14 protein-coding genes are annotated in these 15,083 nt (G+C 70.8%); 6 read left to right on the forward strand and 8 right to left on the reverse strand.

All coding sequences use genetic code 11. The annotated features are described in order from the left end of the window. Positions 1–84: 84 nt before the first annotated feature. The 3 genes from SM447_RS20110 to SM447_RS20120 form a co-directional block, all read right to left on the reverse strand. Positions 85–1,038 (reverse strand): NAD(P)-dependent alcohol dehydrogenase, encoded by a 954-nt coding sequence (locus SM447_RS20110; protein ID WP_474574376.1) that lies wholly within the window; start codon positions 1,036–1,038, stop codon positions 85–87. Between the two features lie 119 nt (positions 1,039–1,157). After that, positions 1,158–2,291, reverse strand: coding sequence for a Gfo/Idh/MocA family protein (locus tag SM447_RS20115; RefSeq protein WP_474574377.1), 1,134 nt, complete (start codon positions 2,289–2,291; stop codon positions 1,158–1,160). After that, positions 2,261–2,971, reverse strand: a complete 711-nt coding sequence (locus SM447_RS20120; protein ID WP_474574378.1) for a ThuA domain-containing protein — start codon at positions 2,969–2,971, stop codon at positions 2,261–2,263. Before SM447_RS20120 ends, SM447_RS20115 begins: the two co-directional genes overlap by 31 nt. A 649-nt stretch (positions 2,972–3,620) precedes the next feature. Here SM447_RS20120 and SM447_RS20125 point away from each other — a divergent pair. From SM447_RS20125 to SM447_RS20135, 3 genes are all read left to right on the forward strand, one after another. Next, on the forward strand, positions 3,621–4,556 hold the full coding sequence (locus SM447_RS20125; RefSeq protein WP_474574379.1) for a hypothetical protein: 936 nt from the start codon (positions 3,621–3,623) through the stop codon (positions 4,554–4,556). 332 nt (positions 4,557–4,888) lie between these two features. Further along, positions 4,889–5,479 (forward strand): RNA polymerase sigma factor, encoded by a 591-nt coding sequence (locus tag SM447_RS20130; protein ID WP_474574380.1) that lies wholly within the window; start codon positions 4,889–4,891, stop codon positions 5,477–5,479. Between the two features lie 42 nt (positions 5,480–5,521). Continuing rightward, the gene (locus SM447_RS20135; protein WP_474574381.1) at positions 5,522–6,049 is read left to right on the forward strand and encodes a hypothetical protein; all 528 of its coding nucleotides are present in this window, start codon (positions 5,522–5,524) and stop codon (positions 6,047–6,049) included. Positions 6,050–6,088: 39 nt separating this feature from the next. Here the strand turns inward: SM447_RS20135 and SM447_RS20140 are convergent, their stop codons facing one another. Beyond that, a complete protein-coding gene (locus SM447_RS20140; protein WP_474574490.1) occupies positions 6,089–7,501 on the reverse strand; it encodes a S8 family peptidase in 1,413 nt (470 codons plus the stop codon). 154 nt (positions 7,502–7,655) lie between these two features. Between SM447_RS20140 and SM447_RS20145 the strand changes: the two genes are divergently transcribed. Together SM447_RS20145 and SM447_RS20150 are read left to right on the forward strand one after the other, a co-directional pair. Next, complete coding sequence (locus SM447_RS20145) at positions 7,656–8,402, forward strand: hypothetical protein (protein WP_474574382.1); 747 nt, start codon at positions 7,656–7,658, stop codon at positions 8,400–8,402. A gap of 836 nt (positions 8,403–9,238) precedes the next feature. Continuing rightward, positions 9,239–10,372, forward strand: coding sequence for a CHAT domain-containing protein (locus tag SM447_RS20150; RefSeq protein ID WP_474574491.1), 1,134 nt, complete (start codon positions 9,239–9,241; stop codon positions 10,370–10,372). 51 nt (positions 10,373–10,423) lie between these two features. Here SM447_RS20150 and SM447_RS20155 read toward each other — a convergent pair whose 3' ends face one another. Beyond that, positions 10,424–12,070, reverse strand: a complete 1,647-nt coding sequence (locus SM447_RS20155; protein ID WP_474574383.1) for a DUF6345 domain-containing protein — start codon at positions 12,068–12,070, stop codon at positions 10,424–10,426. A 196-nt stretch (positions 12,071–12,266) separates the two neighbouring features. On the opposite strand from SM447_RS20155, the gene SM447_RS20160 reads away from it, so the two are divergent. Next, positions 12,267–13,139, forward strand: coding sequence for an oxygenase MpaB family protein (locus tag SM447_RS20160; protein WP_474574384.1), 873 nt, complete (start codon positions 12,267–12,269; stop codon positions 13,137–13,139). Positions 13,140–13,411: 272 nt separating this feature from the next. On the opposite strand, the gene SM447_RS20165 is transcribed toward SM447_RS20160, so the two are convergent. The 3 genes from SM447_RS20165 to SM447_RS20175 form a co-directional block, all read right to left on the reverse strand. Next, positions 13,412–14,314, reverse strand: coding sequence for a GNAT family N-acetyltransferase (locus SM447_RS20165; RefSeq protein ID WP_474574385.1), 903 nt, complete (start codon positions 14,312–14,314; stop codon positions 13,412–13,414). Between the two features lie 222 nt (positions 14,315–14,536). Then, positions 14,537–14,683, reverse strand: a complete 147-nt coding sequence (locus tag SM447_RS20170; protein WP_474574386.1) for a hypothetical protein — start codon at positions 14,681–14,683, stop codon at positions 14,537–14,539. Positions 14,684–14,793: 110 nt separating this feature from the next. Then, the gene (locus SM447_RS20175; protein WP_474574387.1) at positions 14,794–14,997 is read right to left on the reverse strand and encodes a hypothetical protein; all 204 of its coding nucleotides are present in this window, start codon (positions 14,995–14,997) and stop codon (positions 14,794–14,796) included. Positions 14,998–15,083: the final 86 nt, after the last annotated feature.

The following is a 15,083-nucleotide window of genomic DNA, read 5'->3' on the forward strand; positions in this document are numbered from 1 at the left end:
GTGACCTGACACCCGTCCGGTCCCGACGCCGACACCTGCTGACGGTTCGCGCGGAAGCGCGGCGGCAGGTGCGGACCCCGTTGGTCAGTTGACGGTCACGATGACCTTTCCGAGTGCGCGTCCCTCTCCGACATGGGCCAACGCCTCGGGCACCTCGTCGAGGGTGAAGGTCCGGTCGATGTGGATGGCGAGGTCGCCCCTGGCGCAGCGGTCGGCCACCGGTTCGAAATGCGCCGGCCCTTCCTTGACGGCGAGCACACCCAGTCGGCGGCGGGTGAGCCGGCCAGCCGCGGCACCGATCGTCAGTACGCGCAGCAGCGCCGGAACCGATCCGCCGACGCACCGGTAGCGACCGCCGGGGGCCAGTGCCCGGCGGTAGGCGAACACGGACCGGTGTGCGACCAGATCGAGGATGAGATCGTACGGACCGCTGCGGGTGAAGTCCTCGCAGCCGTAGTCGATCACCTTGTCCGCGCCGACCGATCGCATGAAGTCGAGCTTGCCGGCGTTGTCGACGCCAGTCACCTCGGCGCCGAGTTGCTTGGCGCACTGGATGGCGAACGAGCCGGATCCTCCGCCGGCACCGTTGATCAGGACCCGCTGCCCGGCGGCGGCGCCTCTGGTTCCCTGCCACGCGATGACGCCCGCCTGCGGGATCGCTGAGGCCTCGGCGAAGGTGAGGTCGGCGGGCTTGTGGGCCAGAACCGACTCGGGAGCGATCGCGTACTCCGCGAAGCCACCCTTGAGCATCAGATTGTCGCCGTACACCTCGTCACCGGGTCGGAAGCGGGTGACGTCCGGACCGACCGCATGGACCCGGCCGGCGATGTCCGAGCCGAGTGTCCGGCGTGCCGGTGACCGCAGCCCACCGATACGCGAATACAGCGGTGAGCCCCGCAGGGTCTCCCAGTCGCTCAGGTTGACCGAGGTCGCCGCAATCTTGACCAGCACCTGCCGGGCCGTTGGAGACGGCTGGGGCACGTCTTCGATCCGCAGCACATCCGGGGGCCCGTACCGGTCGTAGACGATCGCTCTCATCCGCGTACTCCTAGCCTTCCACAAAGGCACTCCGGCACAGCACGTCCACGGTTCGCAAGCGCGGCTTTCTTGTTAGCACACAGCGACAAGCAACCGGCGACCCGCCGATGCGGCGAGGTTCAGATGTCGGCGTCTTCAGCGGCCGGGCGCGGGGCTGAGAGCCAGTCCTCGGCCGGGGTCAACGGGACGGGTGCGGGGCGTTCGACAACAGTGGTCAGCGAGATCCGCCGACCCTCGGCGGCCGACCGGAGCAGGGCGGTCATGATGTCGAGTACGTGCAGTGCCATCTCGCCGCTGGCCCGTGGCGGACGCGTCCCGTCGGCCCGGACCAGATCGATCAGGCCGACCCCCCGGGAGGCGGCGACGTAGCCGGCCCGTGGTTCGAGGGCGCGCCACCCGGGCTTGTCGAGCGCGAGATGGCGGACCTCGCCGTCGAAGTTGTTCGGATCCGGTACGGCGAGGGTGCCGTCCTCCCCCTGCACCTCGATCGGCGCGGCCGTCGTCGCGACACCGTCGAAGCTGGTCGTGAGGGTGCTCAGGGCGCCGCCCGCGTGTTCCAGGACACCGGTCACGTGGGTCGCCACCTCGACGGGGATCCGCTGCCCGAGGCGGGGGCCCGAGCCGATGACCCGGGTGTCACGCAGCTGGCTGGCCGCCCCGATCACCGCCCGGACCGGCCCGAGCAGGTGGACCAGGGCGGAGATGTAGTAGGGCCCCATGTCGAACAGCGGGCCACCGCCCGGGACGTAGTAGAAGTCGGGGTCAGGGTGCCAGCGCTCGTGTCCCGGGGTGACCATGACGGCCGATGCGGACAGCGGGCGTCCGATCAGTCCACCGTCGATCGCCGCTCGGGCGGTCTGCGTACCGGTGCCCAGGACGGTGTCCGGCGCACATCCGACTCGGACGCCGGCCGACGCCGCCCGGTCGATGAGCGACCGGCCCTCCGGAAACGTGACGGTGAGCGGCTTCTCCACGTAGACGTTCCTGCCGGCATCGATCGCCGCGCCCGAGATCTCGGCGTGCGCCGCCGGGATGGTGAGGTTGAGTACCGTCGCCACGTCGGGGTGGTGGAGCAGTCGCTCGACACTGACCGCCTCGGCCCCGGGAATCGTGGCGGCGGCAGCGACGGCCCGGGTCGGGTCCAGGTCGGCCACCGCCGCGACGCGCACCGTGGGATGGTTGACGAGCGTGTTCAGGTACGCGCGGGAGATGAACCCAAGACCTACGATGCCGACGCCGTGCGGGTCGCCCACACCATCCCCCTCTCGATGACGGTACGGACGCTCGGGTGCTCCAGCACGTCGAGGCTGTGTCCCGGGGTTGTCACGACGATCCGTCCGGCGCCCCAGTTCCGGGTCCAGATCGCCGGGGAGGTGACCGGCCGGTGCCACGGGTGCCAGTCCCGCGTCGGGTGGGTGGTGGTGGCCAGGACGTCGATCAGGTCGTCGTGCAGCACCCAGTACTGCTCGGTGACCAGGTCGAAGTCCTCGATCCCGGCGGTGATCGGATGCTGCCGGCCGAGGTCGGTGATCGTGATCGAGTGCGGTAGGAAGTTGTCCTCCTCGCCGCCGCTTCGGTCGCACGGCTGGATGCCCGGATGGGTGGCGAACTGGCCGCCGACCAGGTGCAGGTAGTCGGAGGAGGCCCGGAACGAGTCGGCGATGCCGCCGTGCCAGCCGGTGAAGCCCGTCCCGGCGACGACCGCCGCGGCCAGACCCGCCACCTGCTCCCCGGTGATCTGCGACATCGTCACGCATTGCACGATCAGGTCGGTGTCGGCCAGTTCGGCGGCGTCGGCGTAGACCTCCGTCGACCCCTCCACCCGTACCTCGTATCCGCTGCGTTCGAGGAACGGAATGAACAACTCCGTCGCCTCGACCGGCCGGTGTCCCTCCCAGCCGCCCCGGACCACAAGCGCTCTCCGCCGCACCACACCCGTCCCCTCCCCCGATCGGTCGCCTCCGGCCATCGTTTCCGCCCGACCGACGACCGTCCCTTCCGATCATCGACAACCGTACCCGTGCGGGCGTCTGACGTGAGACTCCTCAACATCCGTAGATCGTCCTAGGACAGTCGTTCGGACCGAACCTCGGTGGGTAGCTGCGCGTGCCCGACCGGGATCGGCCGCCCCCACACCCGGGGCGGGTCCCCTACCCGGTCGACGATGAACCCGACGCGCGCTCGGCGGAGGCAGGCGGCGTGCTCGTGTGCGGCGACCCTCTCGGTGACCTGCCGTACGCGCGTGCCGAGTGCGCCTACGTGGCTGTCCGGCTCGGCGGCACGGGACGGGCCGGCGCGGCGGTCACCTCGGCCTGGCTCGCCGGGGCGCTCGCCGGCCCCGAGCGCCCAGCCGGGGCCGGGCGCCGATCTGGTGAGCCTGGCCCGGCTCGCGGAGTGGGACTGGAGCGGGGTGCTGGTCGTACTGAGCGCCTGCGACAGCTGCCGGCACGAGGTGGGCGATGGCGACGAACTCGTCGGGTTGGTCGCACGCTGCTGGCGGCCGGCGCCGCCGCGACGCCCCCACAGCATCGATGAAGCTCGCTATGATCCGGCTCAGCTGTCCGTCACGGGGGGATTTCGCCATGCGTCTTGCCGTTCTGCGTGCCGCCACAGCGGCCCTGCTCCTGGCCGGCGCCGTGGCGCTGCCCACCACCCCGGCCAGCGCCGTCACCGGCCCGTACATCGAGGTCACTCCCCCGGCCGTGGTCGGCTCCGGGCTCAATCCCGTTGACCTGCCGGTGCAGGTGGTCAACACCGGCGGTGACTTCCAGTCGAGCCTGCGGCTCCGGATGACCATCACGCCCGCCGCCGGCAGCGAGGTGCGGCCGCTGGCCGAGACGCTGCTGCTGACCTACGAGTTCGGCTGGCAGCAGCGCCAACTGAGCTACGAGACCCGAGGTGACACCCTCGTCGCCACCACGCCGGACCTGTCCGGGGTGGACGCCGACGGCACCGCCATCTTCCGGCTGCAGATCTCCACCCGGCCGACCAGCATCGCCGACCACGTCGACGAGATGACCGTGGAGGTGGCCACCGCCGCGCTCGACGGCTACGGCACCGTCTTCGCGACCGACCACGAGCCCGACCAGATCGCGCTGGTGGAGCCACGCACGGAGCTGACCGGTTGGCCGCAGCAGCTGACCATCGGCACCCCGGCCGTGGTCACGGCGTCCCTCACCAACACGACGCCGCTGACGTACGCGCTTCTCCGGCCCGGCCTGGCGATGTACGGCTCCGGCAACGACCAGGTTCTCGTCGAACGCCTGGACGGCGACCAGTGGACCCAGGTGAGCGGGCCGACCCGCAGCTACTACTGGTGGTATGCCGACACCTACCCGACTCTCCAGCCCGGCGAGACCCACAGCGCCACCCTGCGGATCACGTTCACCGACGAGGCGACGGCCGACGAGCAGGGCCACCTCTATCACGTGGGCTACACCTATTTCGGCAGCCCGGTGGCGGTGGGAGTCCACCCCTACACCCTTCGGGCGGGAACCGGAAGGTGGAGTCACCCGTAGCTGTCGGCCTTCCCCGGCGTGGTAACCACCGTCCATCAGGACGAGCTTTCCTGACGGGCACGCCACCTCACCGAGCACCACGGTCTCTTCCACGACCGAGCGAGCCTAGGTGACCCCCACCCTCCACAGGATTGTTGTCAAGGGCCGACCCGCGGAGGCAGCAGTTCGCATTCCTGCATTCACTGCATCCGATAGGATCCGCTGGTCTGCTCAGCTCTCACCTCGACGGGTGCGCGGCCGGAGTCCGGCCCACCCACCTACGGCTGCGCGGCCGGCACGTCGGAAGGCTTCGCATGACCGAGCGGCATACCGGAGCGGGTTCACCTCCGCCGGTGCCCGCTGCGCAGCACGACGTCGCGCATCAACTGCGGCTCGCCGTCTCCGGCGACCAGGTCGCCTGGAACGATCTGGTGGACCGGTTCAGCCCGCTGCTCTGGTCCATCTGCCGGCACTTCGGTCTGAGTTCAGCCGACGCCGCTGACGCGTTTCAACTCACCTGGCTGCGGCTGCTGGAGCACCTCGACACCATCCAGGATCCCGCCCGCCTGCCCGGCTGGCTCGGCACGACCTGTCGCCGGGAGTGCCTCAATCTCCTCCGCCGCGACAAGCGTGTCCGGCCCACGGACGACGAGCGGTTGCTGGACCGCCTCCGCGGACCGTCCTCGTCGGCCGACCAGCCGGCGCTGATCGCGGACCGGAACGCCCGGCTGTGGCGCGAGTTCGGCCGGCTCGACGTCCGCTGCCAGAAGATCCTGCGACTCCTGCTGATCGAACCGGACGGCGGCCGGGTCTCCTACGAGCTGGTCGCCGCGGCACTCGACATGCCGGTGGGCAGTCTCGGCCCGATCCGGGGGCGGTGCCTGGCACGACTACGCGGCCTACTCGACGCCGAAGGTATCAGGGACGCGTCACGCGACTCGTAGAAGGAAAGCGGTGACGGCAACCCGAGAACTGAGGGAGGAATCGTGGACGACGAGCACGCGGGGCCGCAGACGCCGGCTCCGGGCGCGGACGACCGGCTGCTGACCTCCCTTGGCGATCTGATCCGGGCGCAAGACGCGCCGCCGGCCGTGGCGGTGGAGCTGGCCAAGCAGAGCTTCGGTCTGCGCCAGGTCGACACCGAGTTGGCGGCGCTCGTGGCCGACTCGGCGGTGGACGCGGCCGGGACCGCGGTACGTGCCGGCGACGGGGGAACCGTCCCACGGCTGCTCGCCTTCGAGTTTGATTCACCCACCGATAGCGGTGAGCCACAGGCGGTCGAGGTGGAGGTGAGCAGTTCCGGCGGCCGGGACCGTCGCCTGCTCGGCCAACTGCACCCGCCGGGTGCGGCCAGGATCGAGGTGCGGCAGCCCGAGGGCAACACCGTCCGCCAGGTGGACGCCGACGACCAGGGACGATTCGTCGTGGAGGCGGTCCGCGTCGGGTTGCTGCGCCTGACCTGGCATCGCCCGGGACGGACCGCGATCACCACGGCCTGGGTCAGGCTGGACTGACGGTGCCGGCCGGCGACGCGCCGGCCGGCACCGTGGTCCTCAGACCGGCGTACCAGGCAGCACCCGCAGCACCCGCCCGTAACCGGGGATCGTGCGCCGCCCTGCCAGCAATGCGTCCAGCGCGTCCCGGGGAGTCAGGCCGGGATCCTCCACGCAGGCCCTGGCGACCATGCCGCTGATCTGCGGTGCGGAGAACGACGTGCCGCTCCAGACCGCCCAGGAGTTCGCCGGAAACGTGTAGTCGGCCACCGCCGGGTCCGGCACCGGCGGCAGCATGCCGGTCACGAAGGTGGCGACCACCCCGAGGCCGACGCAGGAGCAGTCGACCCAGTCGCCGTGGCTGGAGAACGGGGCCGGCAGCAGGTCCCCGGTCAGCGCGCCGACCGCGACCACGCCGTCGAAGGCCGCCGGATACATCGGATCCGCGCTGCCGTTGTTTCCGGCGCTCGCCACGATCAGTACCTCCGGGAACCGGTCCGCGATCTCCCGCACCGCGCTCTGCAGGGCCAGCGGTGGCACGCCGTCGACGGCGGGGGTGCCGATCGAGGCGTTGATGATCAGCCGTACGCCGTCGGCGGCCGCCTCGTCCACGGCGCGCAGCATCGCCTCGGCGGCCTCCTTGTCGGTGCCCAGCCCGTCGCTGCGGGTGAACCGGTATGCCGTCACCTCGCAGCGGGGGGCCACCCGCTGCACGATGCCGGCGGCGAAGCTGCCGTGCCCGGCCGACCAGTCGAGTCGGCCGTCCCCCGCGCGGCCGTCGGTGACCGGCAGTACGTCGAGGAACTCGGTGTTGTCCGCCCGCCGGGCGATGGCGTCCAGCCAGCTGTCGGTCCGATCCTCCGGGGTGATGCCCGTGTCGATGACCGCCACGCGCACCGCCGGGGTGCCCGGCTTGCCTGCGGCGGCGTCCGGCGGAAAGTCGCCGACCGCGGCGGTGGCGAACGGATAGTCGTCGCCCTTGATGATGTGCCCGAGCGGTACGACCAGATGCGGTGCGGCGGTGATGCCCAGCTGGGCGAGTTTCCGGACGTCACCGGCCAGCTCCTGCGGACGCTTGCGGCCTTCGAACACCCCGGTACGCCGCTCCGGCGACGACAGGGTTCGCTTCCACGGCCGGTAGCCCAACTCGCGCAGCACCTGCTGCGGGTCGGTTCCCGGCCCGGCCGAATCCAGCTCGACCACCAACTGTCCCCGCGCGACGAGGACATAGGTCGGCCGTCCGGCCAGGTCGGTCACCGGGTACCGGTCGAACGGCAGGGCGAACCGCCCGGGAGCCCTGTCCTGCCGGTCCTGCATCTGGTCGATGATCTCGCTGGTTCGCCCCTGTCTCGCGTCGGCGGTCAACACCTGCAGCTGGCGGCGTACGTGGGCGCCATCGATCTTCAGCTGCTCCCTGGACCGGTGCTCCGGGAACTCGTCCGGGGCCGGCGTTGAGGAGGACCTGGTCTTCATGTTCACGGTGACGCTCCTATCGAAGATCGTGGTGATGTCCACTGCCGTGACGGCAGTCAGAGTCGGCCACGGCTCGTCGGTACCACCAGCAGGAACCTGACGCAGAGTGCGGATAGACTGCAGATATTGACGTACGGCGGCGAGCGGTCCGACGATGACAACTGATCTTGGTACGGACCTCGTGGCAGCGGCGGATGCCGCGTACTCCAGAGTCGTCCTCGACCCCGCGAGATACACCGCCGCGGCGGGGGAAATCGTCGAACTGGCCCGCCGGGCAGGAAACCACGAGGCACTGATCTCGGGTCTGCGCGCGTTGGCCTGGACCCGCCACGCGGTACTGGACAACGAGGCTGCCAAGAGCCTGCTGGACCAGGCGGCCCGGCTGGCCACCCGCAACGGACTGGACCGCCGGCTCGGGGAGGTGCTGCTCACCCGCTCGGTGGCGCTGCAGGAACTCGGCCGGTACGCCGCGGCGACGCGGGACCTGCGGCGGGCAGCGGACCTGGTGTCTGCGCACCAGCGTCCCGAACTGCTCATGCAGCTTGCCATCCTGGACCACAACGCCGGTCGGGTGCTCGCGGCCGCGCGTCAGTACCGGCTGGTGCTCGCCGAGCCCGCCTGCCCGCCGGCGATCTGGGTGAAGGCGGCCAACAACCTTTCGTACGCGCAGACCCAGCTCGGTCGTCCGCAGGCGGCGCTGGCCCACCTGGACCGGCCGCGCTGCTCGCCAGCGAACTGGGACCGATGCTGTCGGCGGTCATCGAGAACAGCCGGGCCTGGTCCAGCTTTCATGCCGGACGGTTCACCGAGAGTCTGCGCCGGTTCGAGGAGGCCGGCCGGCTCTACACCGCAGCCGGGCTGCCGCTCGGCGAACACCATCTGGACTACACCGACGCGCTGACCGAACTGCGTCTGCTGGACGAGGCCGCCACGGTCGCCCGGCTGGCGGCTACCGACCTCGAGCGACACGGTGCCCGACTGATGGCCGCGGAGGCGCGGCTGCGCTGTGCCCGGCTGGCGCTCGCGCTGGGCGATATCGACACGGCCCGCGCGGACGCGATCAGCGCGGTGCGGGACTTCCGGCGGCAGCGTCGTGCCGCCTGGGCGGCGCGCGCCGTCGTCACCGCCGTGGAGGCGGACGCCGTCGCGGACGGTTTCAGCACCATGACGGTACGCCGACTCGGTCATGCGGCGGCCACGCTGCATCGCCTCGGCCTGCGGGCCAACGCGGTGGAGGCTCATCTGGCGGCCGGGCGGGCGGCGTTGGCCACGGACGACCATCGGCGGGCGAAGCGCCACCTCACCGCGGCCGGCGCACTGGCGTGCGGCCAGACGCTGCTGGTGCGGTTACGCGGACGGTTGGCGCTGGCACTGCTGGCCGACGCCGCGGCGCAGGCCCCCCGGCGCGGAGCTGACATCGCGACCGCTCGACGCCACGCGGCACCGGCCACCAGGTACGGCCAGGGTGTGGCGGCTCGTCAGGCAGCGCCCGGCCCGGGTGCCACGTTGCGGCACTGCGGCGCCGGACTGGCCGACCTCGCCCGACACCGGGCGGCGCTGCCGTCGGTGGAACTGCGCGTGCTGGCCGCCGGGCACGGCGTGGAACTCGGCGACCTCGGTCTGCGCCACCTGCTGCGCACCGCGCCCCCGAGCCGGATCCTGCACTGGCTGGAACGCACCCGAGCGGCTGCCCTGCTGACCGTGGAACCCGCCGCCCGCGACGACATCGACGACCTCATGATCGCGCTGCGCACGGTCGAGCAGGAACTGCGGGCGGCGCGGCGCGAACGTGGTGCGCAACCGCGAAACCTGCTGGCCCGCCAAGCCGCGCTGGAGGCGCAGATCAGGCGGCGATCCTGGGGCCGCGACGGGAGGACGACGCAGTCGGCCGAGATCGCTACCGCCGGCCAACTCCGTGATCTGCTCGACGGCGGCTGGCTCGCCGAGTTCGCCACGGTGGACGACACGGTCGTCGCGGTCGTGGTCGGGCCACGCCGGACCCGCCGGATCCGACTCGGCGCGCTGTCCGTCGTGGAACGGGAGACCGCCGCGCTGCACTTCGCCCTGCGGCGGCTGCTGCGCGGCGGTCGCTACACCGACCAGGCCCGGTCGGCCGCCCGGACGTCCCTCGACGCCCTCGCCGACCTGCTCATCGCCCCGCTCGGGGTGCCGCCGGGGGCACCACTGGTCGTGGTACCGACCGCGAAGCTGCTCCGGGTTCCCTGGTCCCCGCTGCATCAGGGGCCGGTCTGCGGCGCACCGTCGGCCACCATGTGGGCGCGCAGCCGGCGGGCGGCCCAGTCCCGGCGGCCGGGACACCGGGTCGCGCTGGTGGCCGGGCCCAATCTGACCGGCGCCGTGACCGAGGTTCAGGCCCTTCAGGCCCGACACCCCCGAGCGGCGACGCTGCTGCCGCCGACGAGCACCGTCGAGGCCGTCGTCGGCGCACTCCGACAGGCCGACCTCGCGCATCTGGCCTGCCACGGCCATCTGCGCTCGGACAGCCCGCTCTTCTCGGCGCTCGAGCTCAGCGACGGTTCGCTCACCGTGTACGAGCTGCACAGCCGCGCCGTCGCCCCACACCGGGTGGTGCTGGCCGCCTGTGACTCCGGAGTCGAACGCGACTACGAGGGCGGCGAGGTGCTGGGCTTCGTCAGCGCGCTGATGGCGGGCGGTGCGGCCGGGGTGATCGCGTCCGGCGTACCGCTGCCCGACGGTACGTCGTTGGCGCTGATGCCACAGCTGCACGACCGGATCGTGCGCGGCGAGTCGCTGGCCTGCGCGTTGTGGGCGGTGCGGACCGCCGAGCCGCCGGCCTCCCCGGCCGACTTCGTCACCTGGTGCGGTCTGACCGCCTACGGGGCGGCCTGAGTGACCGCGCCGGGGGCCGGGCATCGCCCGTGGCCCCCGGCGGGTCAGCGATCAGGAGAGACCGGAGATGTACCACCAGCCGGTCAACGACGACGCGGGCACGTCCGGGCCGACACTGCCCTTGCCCCAGAAGTAGTCGTCGAAATTGACCAGGCCGCCCGGCCCGACCGGACCCATGGTGGCCCACACCACCGACGGCGGCTGGTCGTCGATGGAGGCCTGCGCCCACGCCTTACGCACCGGCATCGGCTTGTTCCACCAGAGGAACGGCGTACGCAGCATGTAGTTGGCGAACGTTCCGCCGTGGCTGGCACTGTGGTACGACACGGTGTCGAAGCTGTTGATCTGGTGCAGGCCGTCGAAGGCGCCACCCCAGCGCTGCCACCACCGCTGCCCGCCGGATTCCTTGGCGAGCACCAGGCAGGTGAACAGGCTCATCCACTCGACGTCTCCGTTGCCCCAGCGGGCCTCGGTGTTGTCCAGGGACGTGTCGTCGGTGCTGCTGCACCCGGCGAAGCTGAACCCGGTGGGCGATCCGTGCCCCTGCCAGTAGGTCATGTCGACGTGGTCGGTCCAGTTGCTGTCGTCGCCACCGTACGCCGGGTCCTTGAAGTCCCGCTCCCAGGCGTTGGCATTCAACCAGCTGAACTCGACCGGAATGCCGCGCGAGGTGAACTGGCCGTTGAACGAGGCGAGGTTGGTGCCGGTCCACGGCAGGCCGGAGCAAGGCCCGGTGCCCTCGCTGCCCACATCGACGACGCCGTAGGCCTGAACTCGCGGTGCCGCGAGCCCCGTCGTCGGCCGCCGCGGCGGCACCGGTGACGGATTGACCTCGGGCAGCTCGGCGTCCACGGCCGCCGGGACGAAGGTGATCTGAGCCGCCGAGCCGTCGGCGTTCACCCCTGAGCAGCGGAAGCTCGGCTCGATTCGGTCCAGCTTCGCGTCGAGGGCCGGCGCCACGTAGGCGTAGTCGGCCTGCTGGATCCGCACGGCACCACGCAGGGCCTTGGCGCACCGTTCCCGGCCGGCTTCGGTGTCGAGGACCCGCACCGACTCGCCCCGCACCAGGACGCGCGTGCTGTGGGACAGCTGGGTGACCGCGCCGTCAGGGCCGAAACCGACCCTGATCTTTGCGCCCGGACCCTCGTACGGGAGCCCGTTCAGGTTGAACGAGAACGACACGGTGGTGTCCAGCGCCGCCGAGACCTTCTGCTCCCCCTTGGCGTCGACCATCTCCAGAGTGGTGTGACCGACGGTGGGGCGGGCCTGCTCGGGGTACAGGCCGGCGCGGGTCAGTGCGTCCCGGGTCAGGCTCAGCGCCTTGTCAGCGTCGATCGGACGCAGGCGAGCCAACGCCGCCTCGTCCAGGACGCTGCCGACCGTCGGGTTGCCATCCTCGTCCTTGCCCGTCTCGCCGACCGTGATCGACGGGATGTCGAGGAATCCCTTCTCGTCCGCGAACCGCACACTGCCGTCCTGGGAGCGGGAGAGGCGTTCGATGCCGAACGCCTTTCCCAGCGCGGCGGCCTGAGCCTCGCTGATGCCCGTGGCGCGGACCTGGTAGATCGGCAGTTCAGCGGTCGCGGCGGCCGCAACCGGGACGCCAGACGCAGCGAGGGTTGCGGCTCCGGTCGTGCCGGCGACGGCCATGCCGAGGCCGAGCCGCCACCACCGGCTGCGGGAACGTGGATGTGACATGGGAACCTCCCGTTCGACGAGGGCGCGCGAACCGCGCCACAAGCAAGACGGCGGAGGCCGCCACCGGATACACGGCTGGCATGTCAGCTACCTGACTGGTGATCCGCTGAATGACGCGGCCAGGAACTCACGTCGATAGGGTGCTGATCGACAGACATCTCCGACGCCAATCGCCTCCCGCAGGAGACGCCCGCCGATGAGAGGCCGCTACCGCAACCTGACCCGTACCCGCGCTCTGGACCCCGAGCGCGACTACCTGACCATCTACCAGACGATGCTGCGCTGCGAGTTCCCCTGGGACCTGAAGCTCGGCCTCAACCTCGCCTTCAACCGTTCCTTCTCCATCCCCGCCATCGCTGCCGTGCACACCGCCACCGGTGAGCTGACCGAACGCACCCAGAAGCGCCTCGACGACACCGGCCTGCTGATGTACGAAATGATCCTCAACGGCTTCGACCAGCCCCGCGGCCGAGACGCCCTGCGGCGCGTCAACCAGATCCACCGCCCGTACGACATCGGCAACGAGGACTTCCTCTACGTTCTCGGCTGCCTGGTGGTCATCCCCACCCGTTGGCTGCACCGGTACGGCTGGCGCCGTCCGTGCTGCCACGAAAGACGGGCCACCTACCTGTTCTATCGAAAGCTGGGTCGGCGGATGGGCATCTCCGACATCCCCGACTCCTACGAGGACTTCGAGACCTGGTTCGACGCCCACGACGCCGCCCACCTGAAGCCCAACGACGACGCCGCCGCCATCGAGCGCGCCACCCGGATGCTGATGCTCACCCGCATCCCCGGACCCCTCGCCCCCCTCGGCAACGCACTCGTCAGCGCCATGTACGACACACCACTGCGGCGCGCCACGCGGGTCGAGCCACCCCCGTGGCCCGTCCGGGCCGGCCTGCACCTGGCGCTGAAGACGCGCGCGCGGCTGCAACGCTGGTTCGGAGCGCCACCGGCCACGCCGTTGTTCGCCGACGGCATCACCACCAGGACCTACCCAGACGGGTACGACATCAGCCAGCTCGGTCCGCAGGATGCCCAGGTGCCCGGGCAACCCCCCGCATGAGATCTGGAGCAATCCCGCCGCAGCGCCGCGCCGAGAGGCGTGTTCTGCCGTCGTGGCGCCTGTCACCGCGCCTCGGCTTCTGCTGTCTCGATTTCGTCAACGCCCCGCCACGGGAATGGAGCGCAGGACGTCGACCCCGCGCTCGTGTTCCTCCGCATCGTGCCCGAGGACTACTACGTCCACAACGAGCACCGCGGTGGGACCCTGCACCGCTCCGCCTCCGGGTCGATCCACCGTGAGGTGATCGCCCTCGACGGCCTGGCCCGTCCCTGTCAGATCAGGTCCACGCGTTCCTGGGCGATCGGATAGCCGGCCCTCGCGAACGCGGCGACCATGGGGAAGTTGGTCTGGTCCGTCCCGGCCACGATGTGCTCCGCCCCCTCGTCAAGGAGCATGTGCGTCGCTTCGACGAGTAGGTCGTAGGCGTATCCGTGGCCGCGATGTTCGGGCACCACACCGATGTAACCGATGACCGGGTCGCCATAGTTGCGGCTGGGGACGCACAGGCCGACCAGGTCCCCGGCATGGTCGTAGGCCAGGCGCCACCAGTCGCGAGGGCTCGGCTTCCAGTGCAGGTAGTCCAGTGCTTCCTGGCAGGCCGCGTCCAGCCCGGAGCTGGCGATGGTGCGGCGTGCGTGGGCGTCGAGACTGCCCTGGTGTATCCGGCGGAAGACGTCAAGGATCGCCGCGTCATCGGGCTGGGGCCGAAATTCCAGGCGAGCCGGACGTCGGGGAACGCCGCAGTCCGGCGTCCATCGGTATCGGTACCGTTCGACCAGCAGTGACAGACCGGCGGCCGTGGCCGCGTCGATACGGGACCGGGCCTGCCGCCGGATCGCGGGATCCTCGCGCCAGCCGGTGGGCAGCATCAGGGAGTACTCGGCGCGCAACGGCGCCGTGCGCAGCAACCGCACCGCGGCGTCCATGTCGGTGAAGTCGAACCAGTCCAGGGCCAGCGGTTCGTCGTCGTTGGGGCCTGCCCACCAGGCGGCACGAGCGACCACCACGCCGCCGCGCAGGGCCACCCACGTCCACTCCGGACGGTACTGGCCGGCTGCGGCCATGTCGGCGTAGGTGTCGCCGAAGGCTCCGAACCCGACCAGGCCCGGATCGGGCAGGGACTCGAAGAGATCCTCCTCGCCCACAGCGAGGGGACGGATGACCAGGTCGGTCATGGGGTTCCTTCCGGGTAGCGATGCGCTCCCGTTCAGACCCTCGACGCCCTCGTGGCCGGGTGGGAGCACGTGACAGTCATCGTGACCACGGTCCCACCTCCTCCCATGCGGCAAGGGCGCCGAAGAAAGCTAGCACAATCAAGGCCGTAGCCCGCGTTTCCGCTGGTTACGGCCTTGATTGTGTGGCGTGTCCGGTGACTTGGCCCGATGCGCACCCGTCACCTAACCGGTGATCACCGGCCAGGCATAGGCCAGCAGGGCGCAGGCCGCTCCGAGCAGCGCCAGCGAGACACCCCGGGTGGGAAAGGGCAACGCGGCGAGCACGAGCAGGATGACCGCGACAACATAGAGGAACGCCTGTACCGACATGGCAGTCTCCTTGGGGGTTGGCTGACGGGCGCTGTGATCTCTACCCCCGTCGATCCGGTCACGAAACCCGCCGTCAGGCTCCCGTACACCATCCCACCGGGTACCCGACGTCACTCCGTGGCGACGGCCTTGCGGATCGCGTCGCGGGATGAGGTCACCTCCCGGCGCAGCACGTCCATCTCCACGCCGACGAGCCGTCCGTTCCGCTTGCGCACCTGGCCGGCCACGATCACGGTCTCGATGTTGCGGGGGTCGGCTCCGAGCACCGGCCTGTTTGCCCGGATCGAGGCATGACAAGCACTCGATCGTGTCATCACGAAATCCTTGGGCGAGTGGAGGAGAAGTAAGATCGTAGGCGACCTGTCTGGGCGCCGACCTCCGGGATCATTCGAGAAGCTCA

It is taken from the genome of Micromonospora aridisoli, assembly GCF_056150025.1.

Bases quoted from the DNA above. Each gene is read 5' to 3' on its own strand.
- SM447_RS20175 (WP_474574387.1), bottom strand. From the start codon at position 14,997: ATGACACGATCGAGTGCTTGTCATGCCTCGATCCGGGCAAACAGGCCG.
- SM447_RS20150 (WP_474574491.1), top strand. From the start codon at position 9,239: ATGATCGCGCTGCGCACGGTCGAGCAGGAACTGCGGGCGGCGCGGCGC.
- SM447_RS20110 (WP_474574376.1), bottom strand. From the start codon at position 1,038: ATGAGAGCGATCGTCTACGACCGGTACGGGCCCCCGGATGTGCTGCGG.
- SM447_RS20160 (WP_474574384.1), top strand. From the start codon at position 12,267: ATGAGAGGCCGCTACCGCAACCTGACCCGTACCCGCGCTCTGGACCCC.
- SM447_RS20165 (WP_474574385.1), bottom strand. From the start codon at position 14,314: ATGACCGACCTGGTCATCCGTCCCCTCGCTGTGGGCGAGGAGGATCTC.
- SM447_RS20125 (WP_474574379.1), top strand. From the start codon at position 3,621: ATGCGTCTTGCCGTTCTGCGTGCCGCCACAGCGGCCCTGCTCCTGGCC.
- SM447_RS20155 (WP_474574383.1), bottom strand. From the start codon at position 12,070: ATGTCACATCCACGTTCCCGCAGCCGGTGGTGGCGGCTCGGCCTCGGC.
- SM447_RS20145 (WP_474574382.1), top strand. From the start codon at position 7,656: ATGACAACTGATCTTGGTACGGACCTCGTGGCAGCGGCGGATGCCGCG.
- SM447_RS20140 (WP_474574490.1), bottom strand. From the start codon at position 7,501: ATGAAGACCAGGTCCTCCTCAACGCCGGCCCCGGACGAGTTCCCGGAG.
- SM447_RS20170 (WP_474574386.1), bottom strand. From the start codon at position 14,683: ATGTCGGTACAGGCGTTCCTCTATGTTGTCGCGGTCATCCTGCTCGTG.